This is a genomic window from Parabacteroides sp. B2-S-102 (assembly GCF_023656665.1).
Lineage (GTDB): Bacteria > Bacteroidota > Bacteroidia > Bacteroidales > Tannerellaceae > Parabacteroides > Parabacteroides distasonis.
Genome location: NZ_JAMOKM010000015.1, coordinates 19,306 through 42,279, shown reverse-complemented (window position 1 = coordinate 42,279; position 22,974 = coordinate 19,306). Strand labels below are relative to the sequence as shown.

The window sequence follows — 22,974 nt, the reverse complement described above, 5'->3', positions numbered from 1 at the left end:
CATTTATTATTTCGTGTTAGAATCCAATACCACGTCGTAGAACTTATTGAACTCGTCCATATAAGTTTCCGGTGACTGATAGGGAAGGAATGGAGTATCTTTCTTGGCAGAGATATAATCAAGGACTTCTTGATTGATCGTCTCGCTACCTTGGATTACACCATCAGCGAAATCAATCGCTAATTTGGTTAAGGCCACAAAACTTGTATCTGCCTTGATTAACTTCAAGTCAGCTTCTTTGGCTCCGTCCGCCTTCAGTTTTGTCGCGAAATCTTTGTTTAGCGGGTTCTTGAAGTCATCGTTGTAGATCGAATAAACGATTTTCGCGTTACGCAGGCACGGGTCATCGGCATACATTCTCTTGATGTAAAGAGCCGTTAACGCTGACATCCAGCCATGGCAATGGATTACATCAGGAATCCAACGCAATTTTTTTACGGTTTCCAATACTCCGCGTACATAGAAGATCGAACGATCGTCATTATCTTCATACTCATTTCCATTCTCATCGCTGACCGTGGATTTCCGTTGGAAGAAATCCTCGTTGTCAATAAAGTAAACCTGCATCCGGGCCGATTGAATGGATGCTACCTTAATGATCAGAGGATGGTCCGTGTCGTCAATAATAAGATTCATACCAGACAGACGGATAACCTCGTGCAACTGATTGCGGCGCTCGTTGATATTTCCGAATTTTGGCATGAATGTCCTGATTTCGCGACCACGCTCCTGAATTCCTTGCGGCAAATTTCTACATATTGTCGCGATCTCGGATTCGGGAAGGTAGGGAGTGATTTCTTGGGCTATAAACAAGATTTTTTTTGCATCCATTCTGTAAACTAGTTTTATAAAGACGCTACAAAGATACGAAAAATCTTTTATTTACGGTAATTATTTAGTTGCTTTGCACCGTCAATTAAGCATCTATCTGATGAAAATAGTAAATAGTATTAAAGATTTGAAGGCTTATCTTGCTGAGGCAAAGCAGGATAATAAGAAAATTGGCTTTGTTCCTACCATGGGAGCACTGCATAATGGACATCTTAGCTTGGTACAACATTGCGTGAAAAACAATGATGTATGTGTAGTCAGTGTTTTTGTAAATCCAACCCAATTTAATGACAAACACGACTTGGAAACGTATCCCCGTACGTTGGAGGCTGATTGTGTGTTATTAGAATCTGCCGGCTGTGACTATGTATTCGCTCCCTCTGTAGAAGAGATGTATCCGGAGCCAGATACCCGTACATTTGATTTGGGAACGGTATCTGAGGTAATGGAAGGCGCTAAGCGTCCGGGGCATTTTAACGGTGTAGCGCAGGTGGTAAGTAAATTGTTCTATATCGTGGAGCCGGATAACGCTTATTTCGGAGAAAAGGACTTCCAGCAGATCGCTGTGATCCGGGCGATGGTGAGACAATTGAATATCCCTGTAACGATCAATGCTTGTCCGATCGTTCGTGAGGGCGATGGCTTGGCCTTGAGTAGCCGGAATACCCGTTTGACACCGGAACAACGTCAAAAAGCTCCGTTAATTGCTCGTACGTTAAAAGAAAGTACTACCTTTGTGCCCGGAAAAAGCGTACAAGAAGTGATTGACTATGTTGTCAATACGATTAATAGCGATCCTGTCATGGAAGTTGAGTACTACGAGATCGTAGATGGCAATACGTTAGAGTCTATCAAGAACTGGTCGGATACCGATTATCCGGTAGGTTGCATCACGGTATATTGCGGAGAAGTACGTTTGATCGACAATATCAAATACTAATTATAAGTCATACATGTTTATAGAGGTAGTAAAGTCAAAAATTCACCGGGTAACGGTAACGGAAGCGAACTTAAACTATATCGGTAGCATCACTATCGACGAGGATTTGTTGGACGCCGCTAATTTGATCGCGAACGAGAAGGTCTCGATCGTGAATAATAATAACGGAGAACGTTTTGAGACGTATATTATCAAGGGCGAACGTGGCTCGGGAGTGGTTTGCTTGAACGGAGCGGCTGCCCGTAAGGCTCAACCCGGAGATATTATTATCGTTATGTCGTATGCCATGATGGATTTCGAGGAGGCGAAAACATTCAAGCCTTCCGTGGTATTTCCCGATACGGCGACAAATAAGTTGATATAGCAGACGCTAGGCTTTGTAGAGATCTCTAATCATAAGAAAAGCTCGTCGGGATGCGGCGGGCTTTTTTTATCTTCATAAATTTAAGTAATAAGCGAGTTATGTACACGAACAGGAATATATGGAATGTTAGCTACCCGATCTTTTTGAGCTTGTTGGCGCAAAACGTGATAAACGTGACTGATACGGCTTTTCTAGGTAGGGTTGGTGAAGTCGAGTTGGGGGCTTCCGCTATGGGAGGACTTTATTATATCTGCGCTTTTACGATCGCCTTCGGTTTTAGTACGGGATCTCAAATCGTGATTGGCCGTAGAAACGGAGAGGGACGTTATGACCAGATAGGGCCTGTCATGATACAAGGCGTTTTCTTCCTATTGTCGCTGGCTGCTATATTGTTCTTGTTTTCTCGTTTTTTCGCGGGAGACGTGATGCGTGTATTGATTTCTTCGGACGCTATCTTGAATGCCACGGAGGAATTTTTGGATTGGCGTGTGTTTGGCTTCTTCTTCTCTTTCGTGAACGTGATGTTCCGGGCTCTTTTTATTGGTATTACCCGTACAAAGGTGTTGACATTGAACGCTGTCTTGATGGCAATGACGAATGTCTTACTGGATTATCTTTTGATTTTCGGACATGCCGGATTCCCAAAGATGGGTATTCAAGGGGCGGCTATCGCTTCCGTCATAGCCGAGGCGGTATCGATTCTCTTTTTCGTGGTTTACACGAGACTTACCGTAGATATACGTAAATATGCGCTTAACCAGATTCGTTCTTTCGATTTTGGCTTGTTGAAACGGGTGCTGGATATTTCCGTGTTCACGATGCTGCAATATTTTTTGTCTATCGCTACTTGGTTTATGTTCTTTATCGCTGTGGAGCATTTGGGGCAACGGGAGTTGGCGGTGGCGAATATCGTACGTAGTATTTACGTCGTGATGTTGATTCCCGTTAATTCCTTGGCGACCACGACAAACACGTTCGTGAGTAATAGTATCGGGGCGGGAGCGATCAATCAAGTTATACCGACTATCTGGAAGATCTGTAAGTTATCGTTGGGCATTATGGTCGTGTTTGCCGCTATTGTCAGTTTGATGCCGGGATGGGTCGTGTCTGTTTATACGAATGACGCTTCATTAGTGGCGGCCTCGGTTCCATCCGTCTACGTGATTGTCGGTTCTTTATTGATCGGATCGGTAGCTAATGTGGCGTTCAACGGGGTGTCGGGTACGGGAAATACACGTTCTGCGCTTTTTATGGAAGCGGCGGTATTGATTCTGTATGTGCTTTTTGTATATGTCGCGGGGATACGTTTGCGTTTGCCGGTAGCCGTATGCTTCTTGACAGAGGCTATTTACTATAGTGGATTGCTCGTCGCTAGCGTAATCTATTTAAAGAAAGCCTCTTGGCAAAATAAAAGAATATAAGTATATGAGGGGGAAAAAACACGTACGTCTTTTTTCGAAAACACGTACGTGAATTCTGAAAAACATGTACGTGTTTTTTTGAACTGTGAATATTGGGAAATTGTTCGTATTTTTGTAGGACGAAGTTACGAAAATAGTGTATTTTATTGGAAATGAGCATATGTTAATCGCTCATGATAGTAATAGGTTACGATTTAGTTAGTTATCTGCTGCATTATTCTTCTGCGCGTTGCGTAACCTTCAAAGAACTCTTCGTATGCAAAAGTAACAATAAAACGGGAGATTTTGATATGAATCTCCCTGATTTTTTTCTATCTCATACAAGTTTTTCCGTAAAAGCGGCTTTATTCGTCGGCACACCATCGCCCAAAAGGATTTTGAACGAACGTGTGCCGACTACTGCATAAGCGGAGAAAAGAGCTTTGCCTCACGCCTAAACGACAGTTTAGACTGATGAGGCAAGGCCCATTTCTTTTGTGCTTATGCCGAAGAGGTGCTTTTACGGTTTTTCAGATGATTTTTCTTTTTCGCTGTTCTTTTGAGCCGGAAGCGGAAAGCCGTGTATGACCGTTTGCCCATAAATGGAACAAGCCGTCACCCACAGCTGGCAAACCGGGAAGAATGATTTTATCTGCCCGCCCCGACACGTCCGGCCAGACAGATAAAACCATACTTCCTTGCAGGTGGTTTGCCCGGTTTCACGCTACCGACTATGTCCTTTTTTGGGGGGACTTCCTTTTTTCACGGATTTCTCTTTTGAAGTTTTCTGTCTAATCTGCCTCTACTTCCGTTTACCTCCATTTTCGCGCCTTTCAGTGAGTCGCATCAGGCAGTCATTTCCGTTCTGGGCGCAAAGGTAACTCCGGGATTTGACGGGAAAGCAAGGTCAAGCCTCCTGTTTTCGGGAAAAATCTCCAGCCCTTCGGGTAGTATTTTTCCCGAAAAAACTTGCATTCCCTAATCCCTACCTTTTTAAGCACCCGAAACGAAAACGACCGATGCGACAGAAAGACGCATAAAAAAAATGTCGGATAAACGAGAGGCAGATAAGATAGTTTGAAACTCAACTCCCTCAGCTCTTGAATCCGCATTAAAAACAAAAAATCAAAAACAGAACGGATATGGGAACAACAATGGCAACAAAATTCGTGGCTTGGGAAGTGCCAACATTGGAAGCACTAAAAGGCAGTAAGGTTTACATTCTTCGTGAGAAACTGAACAACGGAGGACAGATGAACCGAGAGGAAAAGGATTGGCTTACACGCAACGTGAACAGCAACACCTATTTCAAGAGCGCAATACTCCTGCAAGGCTGGAGGTTTGACTTCTCCGATGTACTCCGCACGTTTATCGTGTGCCAATACGGACATTGGACGGAATACAAGGCAACAGACAAGACCGGACTTCGCAGATACCTATACGGCAGGATAGACAACATTGTAGAACTTGAAAAATAGCGAGGATATGACAGCAACGGCAGACTTCAAACAAGTGGCGCAATACATAGGGCTTGCGATATGCACCCTAATCATGCGCATCGTCCTTTGGGTATCCGGCATCCTTTGGGGCATCGTCAGAGAGATAGTAAACGGAGTGTTCCGAGTGGCGATAGGCATAATCGTGGCTATCCTCTCCACAATCGCCTTATTCGGCTTCATCCTTTGGTTATTCACCCTTTAATCTTACCGACAGCGATATGAAAACGACAGACCATTTCAAGAGAACGATACAGATGTATTTGGAGCAACGTGCAGCGGAAGATGCGCTCTTTGCGAAGAACTACCGCAACCCTGCCAAGAACATAGATGACTGCGTGACCTACATTCTGAACTATGTGCAGAAAAGCGGTTGCAACGGCTTCACGGACGGGGAGATATACGGACAAGCCGTACACTACTATGACGAGAACGAGATAGAGGTGGGCAAGCCTATCCAGTGTCAGATAGCCGTGAACCACGTGGTGGAACTCACCACAGAGGAAAAGGCGGAGGCACGTCAGAAGGCTCTCCGACAATATCAAGAGGAGGAAGTCCGCAAGTTGCAGAACCGCAACAAGCCGAGAACCGCCACCAAAGCGACCACCCAAGAAGTACAACAACCCTCATTATTTGATTTAGGCTTATGAAACCGAGAACACAGATACAGCAGGAAGTCGCACGGCTGAGCAAGCGACTACCGAGATTGACCGCCACGCAAAAGGCATACGCTTTCCGCCATTGCTTCAAGCATTACGCAATCAAGAGAGCGGACGGCACGAACATCTGCACTGAGTGCGGACATTCGTGGAAGAGCGACCACGACCTTGCGGACACCCTTTGCGGATGTACCTGCCCCCATTGCGGTATGTCATTGGAAGCGTTGCGCACCCGAAAGAGCGTTTTCAGCGAAAACGAATACTTCTCCATCGTCACCACCAGCAAGCAATACCAAGTGATACGCTTCTTCTTCGTCAAGTCCCGATACAAGGCAGGGCAGGCAGCCGAGTATTCCATTTATGAAGTGGTGCAGAGGTGGATTTCGCCCGATGGAAAGACAACGACCGTTGCCCGACTGCGTGGAATGTCAATGTTGTATTATGACCAATGGTCTGAATACAGCGACATGGAGGTACGCAAGAACAACAGGCTTCACGCATACGATATAGCACCTATGTGTACCTATCCCCGACAGCGTTTCATCCCCGAACTGAAACGCAACGGCTTCAATGGGGACTATCACAACACACTGCCGTATGACCTTTTCACGGCTATCCTTTCCGACAGCCGAGCCGAAACACTCTTGAAAGCAGGGCAATATGCCATGTTGCGGCATTATATCCGTAGTTCCTTTGATATGGGACGGTATTGGGCATCCGTCAAGATTTGCATCCGCAACGGTTACACCATTTCGGACGGCTCCGTATGGTGCGACACCATTGACCTCCTGCGTCATTTTGGCAAGGACACGAACAGCCCGAAATACGTCTGCCCTGCCGACCTCAAAGCGGAACACGATAAGTTGGTGAGAAAACGCAACCTGCAAAGGGAGCGTGAGCGGACGGAACAGCAACGGCAAAAGGCGATTGAAGACGAGAAGAACTATCTGAAAGCCAAAGGCATCTTCTTCGGACTTGTGTTCTCTGACAGCCTTATCTGCATCAAGGTCATAGAGAGCGTTGAGGAAATGGTAGAGGAAGGACGGATGATGCACCATTGTGTGGGCGGTTATCATAACAAGGCAAACTCCCTTATCCTATCCGCCACCATTGACGGCAAACGGATTGAAACGATAGAAGTGTCACTGAAAACGCTGAAAGTGGTACAGAGCAGAGGGGTATGCAATTCCAATACCGAGTACCATGACCGCATCATCCGGCTTGTGGAGGACAATACCGAACTTATCCGTCAGCGGATGAACGCAGCATAACATTAACCTATAATACAGAACAATATGGAAGTAAGATTTGAAAGTATGGTTTGCTTGTGGGACGATAAAATTCCCACGATGTTCCTTGAGTTTATGAACCTCCTCACTTTTTGTCAAAGTGAGGAGCAGTTAAGGGCAAGTGTCAAGGACTTTGCCGAGAAGCACGAACTTGACAAGTTCTTCCTTTACGGCTTCGGCTCACACCATTTCTACATGCACCAACGCTACACAAGCAATCCCGAAATGGTGATGCAGAACAGAGTTTTGTCAGTACATTTCTAACCATCTAAAAAAACAACGATTATGAGTACACGGATGACCATCAACGGAGTAAGCACCTGCACGAAAGCAGGGACAGAGAAATACGAGAAGTTCCAAACAGGCATCGGCAGACGCAAGCGGACACTTGTGCAATACGACTACCGCCACACGGACGGGGAATTGTTCTCTTGTGTGAAACCCACGTTGGACGAGTGCCGAGCCACACGGGACAAGTGGCTGACGGCAAAAAGAGGAAAGGAGGACAAGCAATGAACGAAGCAGGCTACCAAACGCTGATAGTCAAGTTCGGCAAGCCTATCACGGAATTGGACGGCATCTTTGACGATGCCGAAGCGTGGGGAGTGGAAACCCTTAAAGGGTGGATAGAGGACTATGAGAGCAGTCGGTTTACCGCCATTGACAGCCACACGGCAGTCATAACGAGCGAGTACAATATGGAGTGTGTGAAAACATGGTTGGAACGGAACACACCAATAGCCGAGAAAACAGAATTTTGAGCGTTTAGGCGGTGTCCGCACCGCCCGAACATAACACCCAAAGAAGAATGAATATGATAGCAAAGACGATTTTGGAGCAGATAGGTGGCAGACGCTTTGCCGCCATGACGGGAAGCAAAGACTTCATAGACATGGGCAACGGCTTACGCATGAGCCTTGCGAGGAACAAGACGAGTGCCAACCGCCTTGACATCATCTATGATGCAGGGGCAGACCTCTACAATATGCGCTTCTACCGCAGGACGTTCAGTAAAAAGACATTCGAGTGTAAGACGAAGGACATTGAAACGCACGAGGGGATATATTGCGATATGCTGGAGGAAATGTTCACGATGGTGACGGGGCTTTACACCCGTTTTTGAGAGGTGGGCGGCGAAAGCCGCCCTACTTTCTTTCAGTGAGCATGATGGCGGACAAAGAAAGTAGCAAAGAAACCTCTGTGCCAATCTTCGATAAAACCAGTCTTATAAAGATATGATTTGTTCCCAATTGTAATTAGGATTAGAGAAATGTCCGTATATAGAAGTTGGTTGATATATAGGATTCTTTAATTTTAACAACTCAATTATTGCATTAGGTCTAAAATCGAATTTTGATAGAATAAATTGTTTCAATTTTGTAGAATTGGATTCTTTGTCTGTGGAAACATTTAGCATGGTAGGCTGTTCTTCTCCAAACAAATAAGCCACTGCTATTTTGCATTCTTTTTCTAATCCGTTTGCGACTATGTTTTTTGCAACAAATCGAGCCATGTAAGCAGCACTTCTATCTATTTTGCTCGGATCCTTTCCAGAAAAAGCACCTCCGCCATGTGTTACCAAACCGCCATAAGTGTCTATCATTATTTTACGACCAGTTAATCCTGTATCGTTAACAAACCCACCTTTATAAAATTTTGATTTCCTATTTATCTGAATATCTACATTTATACAATCAATCAGTTGAGTTAAAACCTTCTGTTTTATTTCATTTTCAATGAAATCTGGATGAATATTCTCCTTATGCTGTACATTGATTATCAATTGTTCAAGATTATTTTCGCTAATTGTGACTTGTACTTTCCCATCAGGGAGGAGATAATCTACGCTCTTTCTATACGTATCAATCTCTTTGGCTATTAAATTAGATAAATATACACCATACGGAAGATAATTATATTGATTGTTTATAGCATAACCATACACAATACCTTGGTCGCCAGCTCCACCGTTCATAACAGCATCATTTAGTTGTCTTGATTGTGAAGTCAAAAAGTTCAGTATGTTTAATTTTTCACAATAGCCTATGGATTGATATACATCATTGACAATTTTCTCAATATAAACCCTTTTATTTTGAGTACTAATTTCTCCAGCAACAATTAAATTATTACCACTTCCCAAGCATTCTATTGCTGTATGGGCATTACAATCTTGCATCAAGAAAGCATCCAAAAGAGCATCACTTATTTGGTCGCATATTTTATCGGGATGTCCTTGTAATACACTTTCTGTTGTATATTTGTCTAAATTATCGAATATCATAATTCTGTTTTATACAGCTCCATTCTTCTGTTAATTTATTGTTTAGTTTTTTGTACACAGAATTACTATTCGGAGATTTATTATATGCCAATGTCGTTTCATATTCAAGTACCATATATATAGCATCCTGAATAGTTTTATTTTTAGTTGATTTAGGTGTGCTAAAAATTTGTTTGAATTTATCACACAAATTCTTTAATCTAAAAAAGAATGCTATGTGGTATATCAGTTCTATTAAGAACAATGACGATAAAAATAGTTGCAAGAATGGTATGGCAACGACGTTATCTTTTATTCCGTAGTATGCAAATATCAAAAGCAAACCAAATAGTATTGTGTTCTTTATTGCCATTTTAGGCAACATCACTTTAATGATATTATATGTAAAAAAACAATTCTCATAACAATTAACCAACATTTTATATGGTCCTTTCTCAATAGAATCATTATCGTAATAATTCAAAACTGGCTTTTCCAGCAATTTCGTGCCTAATGAATTGTCGATAAATCCTTTCCGTCTTTCATTAGCAGCCATAGGTTGCATTATAATTTCTACGATTATATATAATATACCATACCCTATAATAGAAATATAATTCAAAACATTAAACAAATTAGCAATCCATTTTATAGAATCTAATGAATGGCTTATACAATTTATTTGGAACGTTTGGAGTAATATTGAACATATGAATGTACTCCAGAGGAATCCATTTTCGATATTGCGCCAAAAAGCAATCGTCTTGTAGCTTATCTCATACGGTAATTGTCTATCCATATCCTTTATTTTTTGCAAAGTTACATGAAAAAAGCGAAACTACTTGAATGAGTCACTTGTAAAATCAAGTACTGACCATCAATTAAAATATTGATATAACATAAACTCCGATAAAGCATCCCCAACTTCATCGGAGTTTATGTTGTCGGACACTTACTTTTTATGGTACATACAGTAGCGCAAACTCCGCCTTTCTCCGTTTGAGCAGCATGGCATGACGTTTACCCTTGTAGTTGCAGAAAGCGATATACTCCCGATAGATGTTCCTATCGCCTGCCTCCAACTTTCGGATCAGCGTGCTTTTGGGTATCTTTCCGCTTCCCAACAGACGGTACGGACCGACATTGTAGGCGAGCGTGGCAAGCAAGAGCGAATCCTTCCCGAACTGCCGGAACATCGCGCAGAACTTCCGCAGGTCTTTCCGCAGAAGCGCGTCCGCCTGCCGCTTCGTCATGGTGCGTGCCGAATACCTTTCGCCCGGCTGCAACCGATGTCCATATCCTACATACGGGTGATGTTTTTCCGAATGCCAGCCCTCAAAATACTTCGTGCATCGTACTGCCCTCTCGAATGGTGGCAGCCGGTAGATAGCCGCCTGCCCGTCCGTTCCCTCATGGCGGCTGTCCCGTGCGGACACGGAACAGACCGTCAGAAGCGAACAGAGGATAGCCATGAATACACGCATCATCGTGTAAGGGGCTTGAAGTTCCCGATGGGGACAACAGTGATAACCCCGTCATCCTTCACGTTTCGGTTGTTGAAGTCAAATTCCAACTCATAGGAGTTGCCGAAATTGTCCTCCACTACCACGATGAAGTTGTGCGCCTCCTCACCATCCGCCGTGTAGTACAGCCGGAACTTCTCGTTTTCGAGCAGGTAGCGGTCATTGGGCAGGAACGTGATACCGTTGTCCATTTTCAGCGTTCCTTCTCCCTCGAACTGGAAATACCGGATAGTATAGAGGGTATTGGCGAAGTCGCCCGTCTTTTTCAGCTCACAGCGTATTTCAACCGTCTGTCCCTTCGTCACTTTGTTCGGCACAGGCATAGTTTCCACCGTGAAAGGATAGGATTGCTGGATGTCCATATCGTCGTCACACGAAATAAGCGTGAGCGACACGGCGGCGAACAGGCAGAGTGCCAACGCCTTGAAGATTGATATTCTCTTGTTCTTGTTGTTCAGTATGTTCATTGTCTTTTGATTTATAAGTTATTGTTCATTTCTTTTTTCGTTGTCAGTTGCAGATACTCGTTCAAGTCCTTGCAACCGTCATAGAGGGCGGAACGGTCACAGACACGTTCCCCATAGTGTCCTTTCAGCATTTCCAACGTCCGCCGTCCGGCTTCGTCACGGTCGAGGTAACAGTCTATGCGCCCGTAACCGTCCAGATACCTCATAGCCTTTTCCACATTGGCGACGGAGTTCAGCACAAGGCAGTCGCCCGTTTCCAATCCGAGCGTGACGGCGGAAAGAAAGTCCATGAAGCCCTCGAACACGCTGCACACATCAGCCTGAGAACTTTCCATTTTGACCAGCGACACATCCTTCGGAGGCACGCTGCCTTTGAAAAAACGGCTGCGGATTTCAAAGCCGCCCGCTACGTTCGGAAAACCGACGGCGAAATACCGCTTGCCACGCACTCTATAATTCAGTCGGCAACAATACCGGGATGCAATGCCGTAAGGGATGCCACGTTCCGCCAGATAGTCCGTCAGTGGAGAATGAAGCAGTGGGGCGGTTTCCATACCCTCAAAGGCAGGTTCTGACCGTTTAGGCAGGAAAGTCGGTTTACTCACTTCGGGAACAGGCATAGGCATATTGGCGGTTTCCGCTATGAACTTCACTTGTTCCATGAAGTCGTTGCTTCCGATAAACTCCCCGGCAAGCGTGAAGATGTCACCGCCCTTGCCCGTTCCGAAGTCGTACCAAAGCTGTTTTGCCACGTTCACACGGAAAGAGGGCGTGCGCTCATTGCGGTATGGCGCACGATACCACAACTCGTTGCCGCTTCTTCGGACAGGCTCATGTCCTAACCGTGCGAGGAAGTCCGCAAGGGGTATCTGCCTCATGGCGTCGATTTCCGTCCGTTCCATGCAGTGCGTTAGTTAATGATAAACTTGATGCCCACGCCCCACTGCGTATGAAACTTCCTCGTGTCGCCACCCCACAGGCAACGCTCCCGGAGATTGGCAAGCAGAGCAATACGGTCAGCCACGTAAAGCTCCATATCGAGCGTCAGCGCACCACCGTAGATGAAGGCGTCCCGGTCATGGAGCGTGGAGCCGTCATGCAGCACCTTCTCGCCCCAGTTCACTGATTCATATCCGGCAAGAGCCGAAGCCCCTGCATAGACGAACACGATTTTTCGGGCATCGGAAAGTATTTTGAAGTAGTATCCGCCCTCCGCCGTGAACTGCGCCACGGGTATTTTCCCGTCCTTGTAAGGGTTGTTCTTCAACAGGTATTCGCCACCGAACACCCATTTGTTCCCCTTTTTCGTGTAGGTGGAAAGAGCCGCCCCGAAACTGTATCCGCCGTCGTTGCCGCCGGGATTGAAGCCGTCCGCCATATTCGCCCTGACCTCGATGCCCTGCATCTTCGGCAGGCATCGCTGGGCGTGCGCTTGCCCCGTACACAGGGCAAGCGACGCGATGATTATTGCGATGTACTTTCTCATGGTCAGCGCACTTGAAGTTCGTTGATGGTATTGGCACGTACCAAGTCCTCGTTTTCAATCACGAAAGACTGGTGGCGACCTCCGTTCTTCTCGTTGAGTTCCACCACGATGCATTTGTCATCGGGGATGGTGAACTTCGCCATCGTGAATACCGTGCGCTCGCTCTTCTTGCCCGGCACGAGCGTGGCGTAATTCTGCGCACGGAGCGGCAAGATGATCTGCTCCTGCACGGCGGTACGCTTCGCCACCTTCTTGTCCACGATTTTCCATGTGACGTAGTCCACATCGAAAGGCACGTTGCTCTGGTTCTTTATCTCCGTATGGAAATAGAGCAAACCGTTATGCGTGTAGATACCTTTAAGCAGGTACTGGATGCCGAATCGCTTGCAGCCGATGTGCTTCACCTCGCGCTTGTTCTGCTTGTGGATGGACTTCATGATAAGGCGCACCAGCATCGGGCTTTCGCTACCCAGTTCCTTCAGATAGATTTCCTGCGCGTTGTTCGGGCGGTTTACCTTCTCGCCGTCATGGATGAAGTCGCACATCTCCACGTTGAGCAGCAGCGGTTCGGCTGCATATTTCACGTTGAAGGTATAGAAACTACCGTCCTCCGTTATAACGGACATATTGGTTTCGTTCGGGAAGTTCCTCACGGTAGCTTTCACGCGGATGACGTTCTCCGCTCCGTCGGCTTTGCCCGCAATCAGGTCGGGCGAGCCTAAATCGACATAACGCACTTCCGAGGGGAAAATGACGTGGACGGTCTTGTCGTAGGTCACTTCCAAACCGTGCGGGGGAACCATGCGGTCGAAGGTCAGCTTCTTTGTCAGCCCGTGATACAGGTCGCCGTCCGCCTCCTTCTGCGGATAGACCTCCTTTGTCAAGGTCGGTTGTTGGCTTTGCCTTCCTCCTCCTTGCAAGGCATAGTCAAGCGAGCTTGCCTCTGCTCTCGCTTCGTTCGTCGGTTCACTTCCATTGTCCGTTCCAACGGTTACGTTCTCCTGCGCGTTGGCAGTTACGATGCCCATAGCGAGGGCAAACATGATGATTACTTTTCTCATTACTTTGGATTTTAGTGGTAAATAAAAATTGGATTGTTGTTGCTTTTTCTGTTTTCAATTTCTGTCCTGATAGAGCATGACCTTGTACCCGGCTTTCAGATGCACTTTGACGGTACGCATCTTCTTGGCGATATACTGGCTCGTGCCTTGTATCAGCCCCTTGCCCAAGTCGGAGGCGAGCTGTGCCCCTGCGTTGGTGGATATATTGATGCTGCTGCCCAGCGATCCGCCCATGTTGGCGGCAACCTCCCTAACGGCATTCATTTCCATAGAGTTCGGAATGAAGATACCGGGCTGCCCGTCCGTGTCATACACCTCCAGCTCTACCGGGATAATCGTACCAGCATATTCCAGCGACGTGATTTCAATATCAAGCCGTTCGCCCTGAATCTTTGCCGTGCCTACCACCACCGCATTACGGGGGATGATTTTGTCCGCTACCGCCATCGGCTCCAACAGACGGAGCTTGACAGCCTGCCCGTCCGTCACACTCTGCGCCCCATAAACGCACGCCGATATGGTGTTTTTGTCCGATACGGTCGTGACGCCCACCGCCGTATTGAAACTGCGGTTACGCTCTTGCGAGAAGGAGGCGACAAACTCGGCGTTGCTCATCGGCTGTGAGAGCGAGGATACAACCTGATGCGCCACCAGCCTGACAGGTGCAGCCGTGTTCTTTCCGGTTTTCTGCACGGGGCAAGGCTCTGCCGCCTGTCCGACAGGTGGCTGTGTGCCGTTCTGTCCGCCCATGTACTTTGCCGCCAGTTCATAGGACTTCTCCATGAGTGCCACTTGGTCATCCATAGCGGACACCTTGCCTTTCTCGCTTTCCAATTCCGATTCCAGCGAGGCGATACGCTCCAACAGTTCATCCATTTCCGCATTGTCGTTCTTCGGTTGCTCATAGAAGTTGCCGAGCGTGGCATTGAGGTCGCGGTAGGCGGCTGCGGAGGATTGGATGGTCTTCGGTGCGGACTTCACGTTCTCTTCCGTTCCTCCGGGATTGGCAAGGTCGAAGTCCCTGCCGCTGTCCGTTTCCGCCACCTCGCGGTCGAACATATCGCCCAGTTCCTGCATGGCGCGGCTGCGGTTCTCCTGCCGTTCCTCCATCGCCCCCTGTTCGTATGCTTTCGCCTTGTCGCCGATAATCTGACGGTTCGCCTTGTCTGCGTCGGGCATTTCGATGTTGTAACCTCCCGTCCCCGGTTGCTGCTCCTTGTCGGAAGATGGGGCGAATATCAGCCACATCGCCCCGATGAATACCAGCACCATAGCGGGCAGCACTATCATTTTCTGACGTTTCAGCCTTTGGGCTTCGGTCAGCGGCTTGCGCTCCTTGGCTTTGCCTTCCTCCTTCGCGCCTTGGCCATTCAAGCAGGCTTGATGGCTCTCGGCTTGGCGTCGGTTCTTCGGTTTCCCGTTGTCGGGAGCCGCCTTGTTCTCGTTTTTAGGTTCATTCTTCGTCTGTTCCATATAAATAAAGTATTACATTATGATTGTTGTCCGGCTTTACGGACAGTTCCACCTGTCCGGCATGGTCTGTTGCTATCCGGCTGCCGTCATTCCTGCCGATGTCATAGACGGCTTTGCCGAAGGTGTAGAGGGCAAGCACCGCGAAAGCGGCGAGCATCGCCAGCACGATGCGTTTGCGTGTCTTCGGGGGCAAACCGTCCAGATAGCCTTTGAGCCTTGCCACCAGCATTTTCTTTTTGTCGTGGATCCTCCAGTACGCACGCCAAAATGATTTTCTGATTTTCTTCATATCCGTTTACCTTTTGATGGTTTGTAAATCCTTGTTCTCGATGATGGTGAATCCCTCGATGGTGAAACCGTTGGGATTGTCGTCCGAACGGGACGAGTTCAAGAGGCGGCACGTGGTCACGAGGCTGCGCTCGGTGACGTTGCTTTGCCGGATGATCTTCTGTGTGGCGTAGGTCACGGCACGGTAGGGATAGCCGTTGAAGTCGCATACCACGCTGTCCACCTTCAGCACCTGATTGATGTTTCCGGCGATGATGCGGTTGTAGTATCCCTTCTCGGCGAAGTCCGAATAGTAGTTGTACACGCTTTTGTCTGCCAGCAGCAGGGCGCGTTTCACGTTATGCTCTATCGCGCTCTTTTCGGGTGAGAGTGTGAAGAAAAGCTCGTGGAAGCGGCGCACGTGTTCCCTTGCCTCCGCCGGACGATTCTGCGACAAGTCCTGCGAGAGAGCCAGCATCAGCGACTTGCCGTTGTCCAGCACGTAAATCTTTTCCCGTTGCCGTTCCGCAAAGCGGTAGGAACTCCACACGCTCCATACCGTTATCACGGCGCACAGCGAGAGGAAGACGATACCGAACAGGCGTATCTGCCTGAACGATGATTCGATGTTTTTAAGTGACTTAAATTCCATTGTTATTTATTCGTTTTTAATTGTCAGTTGATTATTTCAGCAGTTTCCCGGCACGTCCGACCACGTTTCCTGCGGTTGCACCCGCCACGCTGCCCGCCATGCTTCCGGCTCGTCCTGCCGTCTGGTTCACGTTGCGACCGTAGCTTCCCATGCCTCCGGCTTGGATAATCCAGCCTGCTACCGTGGGGATGGTGAAATAGCCGATGATTCCTATGATCATGAAGACGATATACACACCGTCGCTCGAATCCAGCGAGAAGTTCGGGTCAGCCTGCATGCGCTCGATGTCGCTTTGCAGCATCAGCACCTGAATCTTCGCCAGTATGGTGCTGAACATATCCGACACGGGCAGCCACAGATAAACCTGTATGTAGCGGCATATCCACTGTGTGAGTGTACTTTGAAAGCCGTCCCATACCGATATGGCGAAGGCTATCGGACCGAGTATCGCCAGCACCACGAGAAAAAAGGTGCGGATGGTGTCTATCACGAGGGCGGCGGCTTGGAACATCAGTTCCAGTATCTCGCGGAAGAAATCGCGGATGCCTTTCTTCATGTTGTACATCCCACGTTCGATATACATTCCCGCCATCGTTACCATGTCGCCGGGCGACCAGCCCAGTTCCTCCAGCTGTTTGTCAAACTCCTCGTTTGACACAAGGTAGGCGGTTTCGGGGTTGCGCATCATCGCCTCGTATTCCAGTTTGTCTTTCTGCTCACGGTACTGGTTCATGTCCAGCGTTTCCGCCTCCAGCATCTTTGCCGTGCCCTGCACAACGGGCGACATGATACTGTTTATCGTGCCTAATACCACCGTCGGGAAGAACATGATGCACAAGCCTATCGCAAAGGGGCGGAGCATGGGGAACACGTCTATCGGTTCGGCTCTCGCCAGCGACTGCCACACCCGGTAGGCGACGTAGAACAGCGCACCCAGCCCGGCGATGCCTTTCGCCACGCCCGCCATGTCCCCGCATAGCGGCATCATCTGCTCGTAGAGCGAGCGCAGAATCTGGTGAAGGTTGTCGAAATTCATAGGCTACCAGTATCTTTCGTTCATGTTCCCGTACAGCCCCATGATGCGGTCGAGGTCGTTCTTCTTCTTCGCCCGCAGGTAGCTCACGCTGATGTTCTTGTTGGTGTAGTAGCTCACGAGGTTGCGGTAATGCTTCATCTTGGAGTAGCAGCGTTCCACCACATCCATGCGCTCCTTGTCCGTCATGGAGAGCGTGGTGATGTTCACCACGTTCCTCAGCTCCGTCAGCACGTCGTTGGATTCCTCCAACAGCTTGGTGTAGCCAAAGGCGATGGCTCCCAGTTCCTCCACCGTGAAGTTGTCGTCACGCATCATCCTCTGGAAGCTGGTCACATAGGTGTCGGTGATGTCACCCACCATCAGGATGGTCTGCTGCACCTTCCGGGCGTCCTTTACCAGATTGTTCACGGATTTGAGTGCGTCGTAATACTTCTTGCCCTGCTCGTAAATCTTCACCGTCTCTTGAAAATTTTTTATCATATTCTGGGCGGTCGTGGAAGTGTGTACCACGTTCTTGGAAGTGTTCACGATGCTCTGCGCGATGTTGGACGGGTCTATCACCGCCCACTGTGCGCTTGCCCTGCCGACTGCAAACAGGCACAGGCAGATAATAAATGTTATTCTTGTTCTCATGTTACTTTGGATTTTAGTGGTTATCGTTATTGCTCGCTTATCGGATGGTCCGGTTTCGGATTCACACGCACGTAGTCCCCGTTCGGCGAGAAGGTCAGGATGTCCGTCGCTTCGTTGTAGGACACGTCGATACGGAAGCCGGTGTTCATGAACAGGTTGCCGTTCTCCTCCTGCAAGAGATAGGTTTCCGGCTTTAGTTTGCGGCGGATGCCGCTCCGCTTGAATACCGTCACCTTATAGGCTTCGCCCTCCTTGTAGATAAGCACGTCGGGCTTGCCTTCCACACTTTCCCAGTTCCCGCAAAGCAGATCACGGCGATTGTCCGCTACATCGCAGGATTGCAGCATCATGACCGCCAGCCCGATTAAACACTTGCTGACTTGCAGCATTTTCGTTCTTGATATACTCATACGCATTTTCTTTTTTAGTTGATGAATCTGTTTTTACTTATTCCTTCGTCTTTCGGCAAGCTGCCGGATGGCGGCTTCGATGTCGCCGCCCAGCTGCTCCGCCAGACGGTAAACCTCCACCTTCTCCGTTTCTTCAGTGGTGTACGCCAGATACTCTTCAGCACTAACTTCGGTGGCATAGACCGCCGACTGCGTGCCGCCCAGTCCGATCCAGACTTCCTTGTAGAGCCTTGACGGGTTGTTCGCCATGTTGATGGAGAGTATCTGCGACTTCTCCTTCTCCGTCAGCCCCAACAGGGACTGTATGGCATCAAACTTGTTCATGTACTTCCGCTGGTCGAGGAGTATCTTGCAGTCGGAATTATTGATGATGCTCTCCTTGACGACGGGCGAGGAAATGATGTCGTCCACCTCCTGCGTCACCACGATTGCCTCCCCGTAATACTTGCGCACGGTCTTGTACATATAGCGCAGGTACTCAGCCATGTTCGCCGAAGAGAGAGCCTTCCAAGCCTCTTCCACTATCAGCTGTTTGCGCACGCCTTTCAGACGGCGCATCTTGTTGATGAAGGCTTCCATGATGATGATTGTTACCACAGGGAAAAGTTCGCGATTTTCCTTAATACTGTCAATTTCGAAGACAATGAACCGCTTGCCGAGCAGGTCGATGTTCTCCGTGGAGTTGAGCAGGAAGTCGTAGCGTCCTCCCCGGTAATACTGCCGCATGGTGGTGAGCATATTGTCGATGTTGAAATCGGACTTCTCCACCTTTATCTCACGTTCTGCCAGTTCGCGGCGGTAGTCGTCACGCATATACTCGTAGAAGGTGTTGAACGAGGGGATGATGCTCCTGTCAGCCCTGATACACTCGATATAGGCGTTCACCGCACTGCCCAGTTCGCCGCTCTCCGTCTTCGTCACTTTGTCGTCCTCCGACTTCCAGAGCGTCAGCAGCAATGTCTTGATACTGTCCTTCTTCTCCACGTCGAACACGTAATCATCGGTGTAGAACGGGTTGAACGAAATCGGTTTCTCCTCCGTGTAGGTGAAGTACACGCCGTCCGCCCCGTTTGTTTTGCGCCGGATCATCTCGCACAAGCCCTGATAGGAGTTTCCCGTGTCCACCAGCACTACGTGCGTACCCTGCTCGTAGTATTGCCTCACGAGGTGGTTCATAAAGAAGGATTTGCCGCTGCCCGAAGGACCTAATACGAACTTGTTGCGGTTGGTGGTGATGCCCCGCTTCATCGGCAGGTCAGAGATGTCGAGGTGCAGCGGCTTTCCCGTTAGCCTGTCCACCATCTTGATACCGAAGGGCGATAGCGAACTGCGGTAGTTAGTTTCCTCCGTAAAGAGGCACACAGCCTGCTCGATGAAGGTGTGGAAACTCTCTTCCGCCGGGAAGTCCGCCGCGTTGCCGGGCATCGCCGCCCAGTAGAGCGTCGGGCAGTCGATGGTGTTGTGGCGCGGCACGCACTCCATGCTCGCCAGCTGGCTGCCCACGTCGTTCTTGATATGTTTCAGTTCCTCCGTGTCATCGCTCCACGCCATGACGTTGAAGTGCGCCCGTACCGATGTCAGCCCGTAGGAATGGGCTTCGTTCAGGTACTGGTCTATCCACTCGCGGTTGATGCTGTTGCTCCGGCTGTATCGGGATAGCGACTGCATATTCCTCGCGGACTTCTCGAACTTCTGTAAATTTTCCTCGCTGTTGTCGATAATCACATACTGGTTGTAGATGTGGTTGCAGGAGAGCAGCAGCCCCACGGGTGAGGCGAAGGAGAGACGGCAGTCCGAGCGGTCGGTGGAGAGTTTCTCGTAGCGGATGTCGGTAGCCACCTTTCCGGGCATATCCTCCGCGTCGGAGAGGGTGTGCAGGCACAGGCGGTTGTCGCCGATGCGCATTTCCTTTGCCGAGAGGTCGATGTCCTGCAAGGTCGTGTCGCCTTCAGGCATGAGCGAGAAGTAACGCTCTATCAGCCCGGCGGACTTCTCCGTCCCGACAATCTCATCGATGGAGAGGCGGCGGAGTCTCACGAAGCCGCTGTCGTTCATGATGCGCTCGAACTGTTCAGCGGCCTCCATGAACTTCCCGGCGGTTTCCTTGTCCAGCTCCTTCGGGATGATATGCCCACGGCACAGCGTGCTGAAATTGCTCTGCATCCGGTTACGCTCCTTTGTCGTCTTGGTCAGGTAGAGGTAGCAGGAGTGTTTCAGGTACGGACGCTCGTTGAAGTGTCGTTCAAATGAACGGCTCAAGAAACTCATGTCGTCTTTCTGTAACTCCGGCTTGTAGCGTTCCTTGATGAACCAGTCCTGCTTATGCACGACGCAGAAGTCCGGCAGTACCTTGATAGCCTTGCACCAGCAGCCGTGTATCGCCTCGTACTCCGCGCCCGTCACGGTATAAAGCTCCGGCAGTTCCACCTCAAAAGCCACCGTGATGTCGGCGTCTTTGGAAATGATGCAGCCATGTTCCACAGCCAGCAGGGGGAACTTGTTTTCCAGTGTTGTCATTTTGGATGTATTTCTCATGTCGTTTCTTCCTTTCGTTGCCGTTTGAATAATCGGGTGATCCGCCGCCGGTTGATAAGGTATCGGGGATGGCTCCTTATAGCTCCTAATTTCATAAGCCCGTGTTCGCCGTACCGGGCGTTCAGCGCGAAGGTCTGCCATACGAGGACGGAAGACGATGCCGCGCCGAAGCCGATACATATCCACTGGTCGATGCCGACCATATAGAGGATGACGAACAGGATGAAGAGTGCCAGCAGGCCTCCGCAGAAGATGAAGAGGTACTGAGCCTTTAGACCCTTGAACTCGACCGGACGACCGATACCCTTGTTTATCGGGTATTCAGCCATACATTGTTTATTAAAGGAAGAATGAGCGCAGGATAGTCGCAGCTACAATTAAAAAAATACATGCGCCGAACCACGAGGCTGCGGTTTTCGAGGTATCCGGGTCGCCGGATGAAAACTTGCCATAGACTTTTACGCCTCCGATAAGACCGACCACCGCGCCGATGGCATAGATAAGTTTCGTGCCGGGGTCAAAATACGAACTCACCATAGAGGTGGCTTCGTTGATGCCTGCGATGCCGTTTCCCTGCGCAAATGCGGAGGCGGTTGCGGCAATCATAAGTGCCGCAGAGATGATGAACTTTTGTCTGATGTTCTTATTCATAAACTGTTCTTTTTGTGCCGTCCAAAGGGTGGATAGTCCTTTTTCGGGCGGTTGATACTTGATTACTTTACTTTGGTTTAGTGGTTGCCCGTTTGTTTCCACGGACTTGGGTGTGTCCGTTGCGGGTTGGCTGTACCTTGTACTGCCGTGCGCATGGTGTGATGCCGTCTTACGTTTTCATTTCCACTCTTTTTTAGCCGTTATACATAGTCCCGGATATTGAACTCGTCAATGTTGTCGGGTACGGTAAATTCCTTTTTCGGCTTCTTCAGCCGGACTTCGATAAGCCCCTTGATACGGATGCTCAGTTCCGTCGAGCCGGACATCAGTTTCTCGTACAGTTCCGTTCCTTCCATATCGGAGAAGACCTTTGCCGCACGTTCCCGTTCTGCCGTTGTCGCTTCCGGGTTCTTGGCTGCCCTGACCGCATCGTCTATCTCGTCAAAACTGCTTCCCGTAGCTCTCGGTGTGTCGGGCGTTCCGTCCTCCGGTTCATCCTCCCCGAACTCCAGTTCCGAAGGCGGGATGCTCGTGAAGGTTTCATCGAGTTTTTCCTCCGGGACTTGTGCCGGGTGGGACACGGTTTCCGTGTTTCCATCGTCAAAAGTAGCCTCTTCCTCCGACAGCTCAATGCCTTTTTTCGAAGTGGCGGCTTCTTGCGTCAGTATGGCAGCGGTTGTCCGGGTTGATGCCATCTTGAAATGGCTCCTGCCGATGATGTCCGATGTTTCTCCGGGAGGTGTTTCCCGTGCCGTTTCCTGCTTCACCTCCGTGCCGCCCAATGACCGCCAAAACCCGGCAATGCCTTTAAGGAAGCGGACGAATCTCGTTTCCATGATGCGGTCGTAGAGCAGCAGGAACAGGAACCACAGGTTGCAGCCGACCGATACGGTCAGGAGAATGTCAGTCATGTTCATAATTCTACTCTGGGGACTGCGTTTAACATACGGTTCAGTTCGTCACGGTGTGTACGGAGAAACTCGCTTACCACGTTCTCAGTGAAGTCGGCCATTGTGACTTCACCATCACCCAGCCAGCGGACAATCATGGCAACCTTGTCATGGGTCTCTTTGCTGATGGACACTTGTTTCCCTTCCCTTGCCTTGAAACCTGATTTTTTCAGGAAGGCACGATAATCATTCTTTTTTCTTCTCATTTCTTTTTCTTTTTGATGATTAAAATACTGCGTCGTAATTCCGGGCGTAAAGGCTCTTTATCGCCTCTTCGCACTGGTTGAAGTGGTGTGTAAGCACATGGTCGATGTAGGCGGACAGCGAAAGCCTGTCATGCCCGATTACACGGGTTATGCGCATGATGCGGTCGTGATACTCCGGGCGCACGTATGCCATCTTCCCCTCGCGTGCCTTTACTTCGGGTTCACGGATGAAAAGCCGTTCATAGTCCTTTTCTCTGCATTTGCCGCCTACCGGCACGGGCGACAGGATTTCCACACTCGCCTGCACTTGGGCAAGCAAACCTCCGCCGTCATGGTGCGGACTTCTGTTTTTCTGATTCTTTTCCTGATTCATATCCATTGT

31 protein-coding genes are annotated in these 22,974 nt (G+C 49.0%); 11 read left to right on the top strand and 20 right to left on the bottom strand.

The features are described 5' to 3' along the window. Positions 1-6 precede the first annotated feature (6 nt). Entirely contained in the window at positions 7-831 is an 825-nt protein-coding gene (locus NBH07_RS16680; protein WP_005865855.1) for a glycogen/starch synthase, read from the bottom strand. A 100-nt stretch (positions 832-931) separates the two neighbouring features. Here NBH07_RS16680 and panC point away from each other — a divergent pair, with 100 nt between their 5' ends. The 11 genes from panC to NBH07_RS16625 all read left to right on the top strand — a co-directional run bounded on the left by panC (position 932) and on the right by NBH07_RS16625 (position 8,102). Beyond that, positions 932-1,771, top strand: coding sequence for a pantoate--beta-alanine ligase (gene panC, locus NBH07_RS16675; RefSeq protein ID WP_009018585.1), 840 nt, complete (start codon positions 932-934; stop codon positions 1,769-1,771). A 13-nt stretch (positions 1,772-1,784) separates the two neighbouring features. Next, complete coding sequence (gene panD / locus NBH07_RS16670) at positions 1,785-2,135, top strand: aspartate 1-decarboxylase (protein ID WP_005861624.1); 351 nt, start codon at positions 1,785-1,787, stop codon at positions 2,133-2,135. Positions 2,136-2,233: 98 nt separating this feature from the next. Further along, complete coding sequence (locus NBH07_RS16665) at positions 2,234-3,556, top strand: MATE family efflux transporter (RefSeq protein ID WP_009018584.1); 1,323 nt, start codon at positions 2,234-2,236, stop codon at positions 3,554-3,556. 1,121 nt (positions 3,557-4,677) lie between these two features. Further along, positions 4,678-5,013, top strand: coding sequence for a hypothetical protein (locus NBH07_RS16660; protein ID WP_005809162.1), 336 nt, complete (start codon positions 4,678-4,680; stop codon positions 5,011-5,013). 7 nt (positions 5,014-5,020) lie between these two features. Next, positions 5,021-5,236: a hypothetical protein gene (locus NBH07_RS16655; RefSeq protein ID WP_005809164.1), complete on the top strand. Its 216-nt coding sequence runs from the start codon at positions 5,021-5,023 to the stop codon at positions 5,234-5,236. A 16-nt stretch (positions 5,237-5,252) separates the two neighbouring features. Further along, positions 5,253-5,681 (top strand): PcfK-like family protein, encoded by a 429-nt coding sequence (locus NBH07_RS16650; protein WP_005809166.1) that lies wholly within the window; start codon positions 5,253-5,255, stop codon positions 5,679-5,681. Further along, positions 5,678-6,961, top strand: a complete 1,284-nt coding sequence (locus tag NBH07_RS16645; RefSeq protein WP_036872219.1) for a PcfJ domain-containing protein — start codon at positions 5,678-5,680, stop codon at positions 6,959-6,961. The genes NBH07_RS16650 and NBH07_RS16645 overlap by 4 nt, the downstream gene beginning before the upstream one ends. 24 nt (positions 6,962-6,985) lie before the next feature. Next, positions 6,986-7,243, top strand: coding sequence for a DUF8466 domain-containing protein (locus NBH07_RS16640; protein ID WP_005809172.1), 258 nt, complete (start codon positions 6,986-6,988; stop codon positions 7,241-7,243). 21 nt (positions 7,244-7,264) lie between these two features. Continuing rightward, on the top strand, positions 7,265-7,495 hold the full coding sequence (locus NBH07_RS16635) for a DUF3873 domain-containing protein (protein WP_005809176.1): 231 nt from the start codon (positions 7,265-7,267) through the stop codon (positions 7,493-7,495). Further along, the gene (locus tag NBH07_RS16630) at positions 7,435-7,740 is read left to right on the top strand and encodes a DUF6956 domain-containing protein (RefSeq protein WP_080594362.1); all 306 of its coding nucleotides are present in this window, start codon (positions 7,435-7,437) and stop codon (positions 7,738-7,740) included. Before NBH07_RS16635 ends, NBH07_RS16630 begins: the two co-directional genes overlap by 61 nt. A 53-nt stretch (positions 7,741-7,793) precedes the next feature. Next, positions 7,794-8,102, top strand: coding sequence for a hypothetical protein (locus NBH07_RS16625; RefSeq protein ID WP_008645427.1), 309 nt, complete (start codon positions 7,794-7,796; stop codon positions 8,100-8,102). Between the two features lie 102 nt (positions 8,103-8,204). Here the strand turns inward: NBH07_RS16625 and metK are convergent, their stop codons facing one another. From metK to NBH07_RS16530, 19 genes are all read right to left on the bottom strand, one after another. Continuing rightward, positions 8,205-9,263 carry a methionine adenosyltransferase gene (metK, locus tag NBH07_RS16620; protein WP_250833560.1) on the bottom strand — a complete coding sequence of 353 codons (1,059 nt, stop codon included), beginning with the start codon at positions 9,261-9,263 and terminating at the stop codon, positions 8,205-8,207. Beyond that, positions 9,250-10,041, bottom strand: coding sequence for a hypothetical protein (locus tag NBH07_RS16615; protein WP_005809185.1), 792 nt, complete (start codon positions 10,039-10,041; stop codon positions 9,250-9,252). The genes metK and NBH07_RS16615 overlap by 14 nt, the downstream gene beginning before the upstream one ends. A gap of 160 nt (positions 10,042-10,201) precedes the next feature. Beyond that, entirely contained in the window at positions 10,202-10,729 is a 528-nt protein-coding gene (locus tag NBH07_RS16610) for a glycoside hydrolase family protein (RefSeq protein ID WP_005809187.1), read from the bottom strand. Further along, positions 10,726-11,232, bottom strand: coding sequence for a DUF3872 domain-containing protein (locus NBH07_RS16605; protein WP_005809189.1), 507 nt, complete (start codon positions 11,230-11,232; stop codon positions 10,726-10,728). The genes NBH07_RS16610 and NBH07_RS16605 overlap by 4 nt, the downstream gene beginning before the upstream one ends. Positions 11,233-11,243: 11 nt before the next feature. Further along, the gene (locus tag NBH07_RS16600; RefSeq protein ID WP_005809191.1) at positions 11,244-12,134 is read right to left on the bottom strand and encodes a DUF8464 domain-containing protein; all 891 of its coding nucleotides are present in this window, start codon (positions 12,132-12,134) and stop codon (positions 11,244-11,246) included. 8 nt (positions 12,135-12,142) lie between these two features. After that, positions 12,143-12,718, bottom strand: coding sequence for a conjugal transfer protein TraO (locus NBH07_RS16595; protein ID WP_005809192.1), 576 nt, complete (start codon positions 12,716-12,718; stop codon positions 12,143-12,145). Positions 12,719-12,720: 2 nt separating this feature from the next. Next, positions 12,721-13,779: a conjugative transposon protein TraN gene (traN, locus tag NBH07_RS16590; RefSeq protein WP_005809194.1), complete on the bottom strand. Its 1,059-nt coding sequence runs from the start codon at positions 13,777-13,779 to the stop codon at positions 12,721-12,723. Positions 13,780-13,833: 54 nt separating this feature from the next. Continuing rightward, positions 13,834-15,252, bottom strand: a complete 1,419-nt coding sequence (traM, locus tag NBH07_RS16585) for a conjugative transposon protein TraM (RefSeq protein WP_005809196.1) — start codon at positions 15,250-15,252, stop codon at positions 13,834-13,836. Further along, positions 15,233-15,541: a TraL conjugative transposon family protein gene (locus NBH07_RS16580; RefSeq protein ID WP_005809197.1), complete on the bottom strand. Its 309-nt coding sequence runs from the start codon at positions 15,539-15,541 to the stop codon at positions 15,233-15,235. Before NBH07_RS16580 ends, traM begins: the two co-directional genes overlap by 20 nt. Before the next feature lie 6 nt (positions 15,542-15,547). Then, positions 15,548-16,171, bottom strand: coding sequence for a conjugative transposon protein TraK (gene traK, locus NBH07_RS16575; protein WP_004308925.1), 624 nt, complete (start codon positions 16,169-16,171; stop codon positions 15,548-15,550). A 31-nt stretch (positions 16,172-16,202) separates the two neighbouring features. Further along, entirely contained in the window at positions 16,203-17,207 is a 1,005-nt protein-coding gene (gene traJ / locus NBH07_RS16570; protein WP_005809199.1) for a conjugative transposon protein TraJ, read from the bottom strand. Between the two features lie 3 nt (positions 17,208-17,210). Beyond that, positions 17,211-17,840 carry a DUF4141 domain-containing protein gene (locus NBH07_RS16565; protein ID WP_005809201.1) on the bottom strand — a complete coding sequence of 210 codons (630 nt, stop codon included), beginning with the start codon at positions 17,838-17,840 and terminating at the stop codon, positions 17,211-17,213. 26 nt (positions 17,841-17,866) lie between these two features. Then, positions 17,867-18,250 (bottom strand): DUF3876 domain-containing protein, encoded by a 384-nt coding sequence (locus NBH07_RS16560; RefSeq protein WP_005809203.1) that lies wholly within the window; start codon positions 18,248-18,250, stop codon positions 17,867-17,869. 33 nt (positions 18,251-18,283) lie between these two features. After that, positions 18,284-20,785 (bottom strand): TraG family conjugative transposon ATPase, encoded by a 2,502-nt coding sequence (locus NBH07_RS16555; RefSeq protein ID WP_005809205.1) that lies wholly within the window; start codon positions 20,783-20,785, stop codon positions 18,284-18,286. After that, on the bottom strand, positions 20,782-21,114 hold the full coding sequence (locus tag NBH07_RS16550; RefSeq protein WP_005809208.1) for a DUF4133 domain-containing protein: 333 nt from the start codon (positions 21,112-21,114) through the stop codon (positions 20,782-20,784). Before NBH07_RS16550 ends, NBH07_RS16555 begins: the two co-directional genes overlap by 4 nt. Positions 21,115-21,124: 10 nt before the next feature. Continuing rightward, complete coding sequence (locus NBH07_RS16545; protein WP_005809211.1) at positions 21,125-21,436, bottom strand: DUF4134 domain-containing protein; 312 nt, start codon at positions 21,434-21,436, stop codon at positions 21,125-21,127. 200 nt (positions 21,437-21,636) lie between these two features. Continuing rightward, entirely contained in the window at positions 21,637-22,353 is a 717-nt protein-coding gene (locus NBH07_RS16540; RefSeq protein ID WP_005809212.1) for a hypothetical protein, read from the bottom strand. Then, a complete protein-coding gene (locus tag NBH07_RS16535; protein ID WP_255419346.1) occupies positions 22,350-22,631 on the bottom strand; it encodes a DUF3408 domain-containing protein in 282 nt (93 codons plus the stop codon). The genes NBH07_RS16540 and NBH07_RS16535 overlap by 4 nt, the downstream gene beginning before the upstream one ends. Beyond that, a complete protein-coding gene (locus NBH07_RS16530) occupies positions 22,612-22,965 on the bottom strand; it encodes a DUF3408 domain-containing protein (protein WP_005809216.1) in 354 nt (117 codons plus the stop codon). Before NBH07_RS16530 ends, NBH07_RS16535 begins: the two co-directional genes overlap by 20 nt. Positions 22,966-22,974 lie beyond the last annotated feature (9 nt).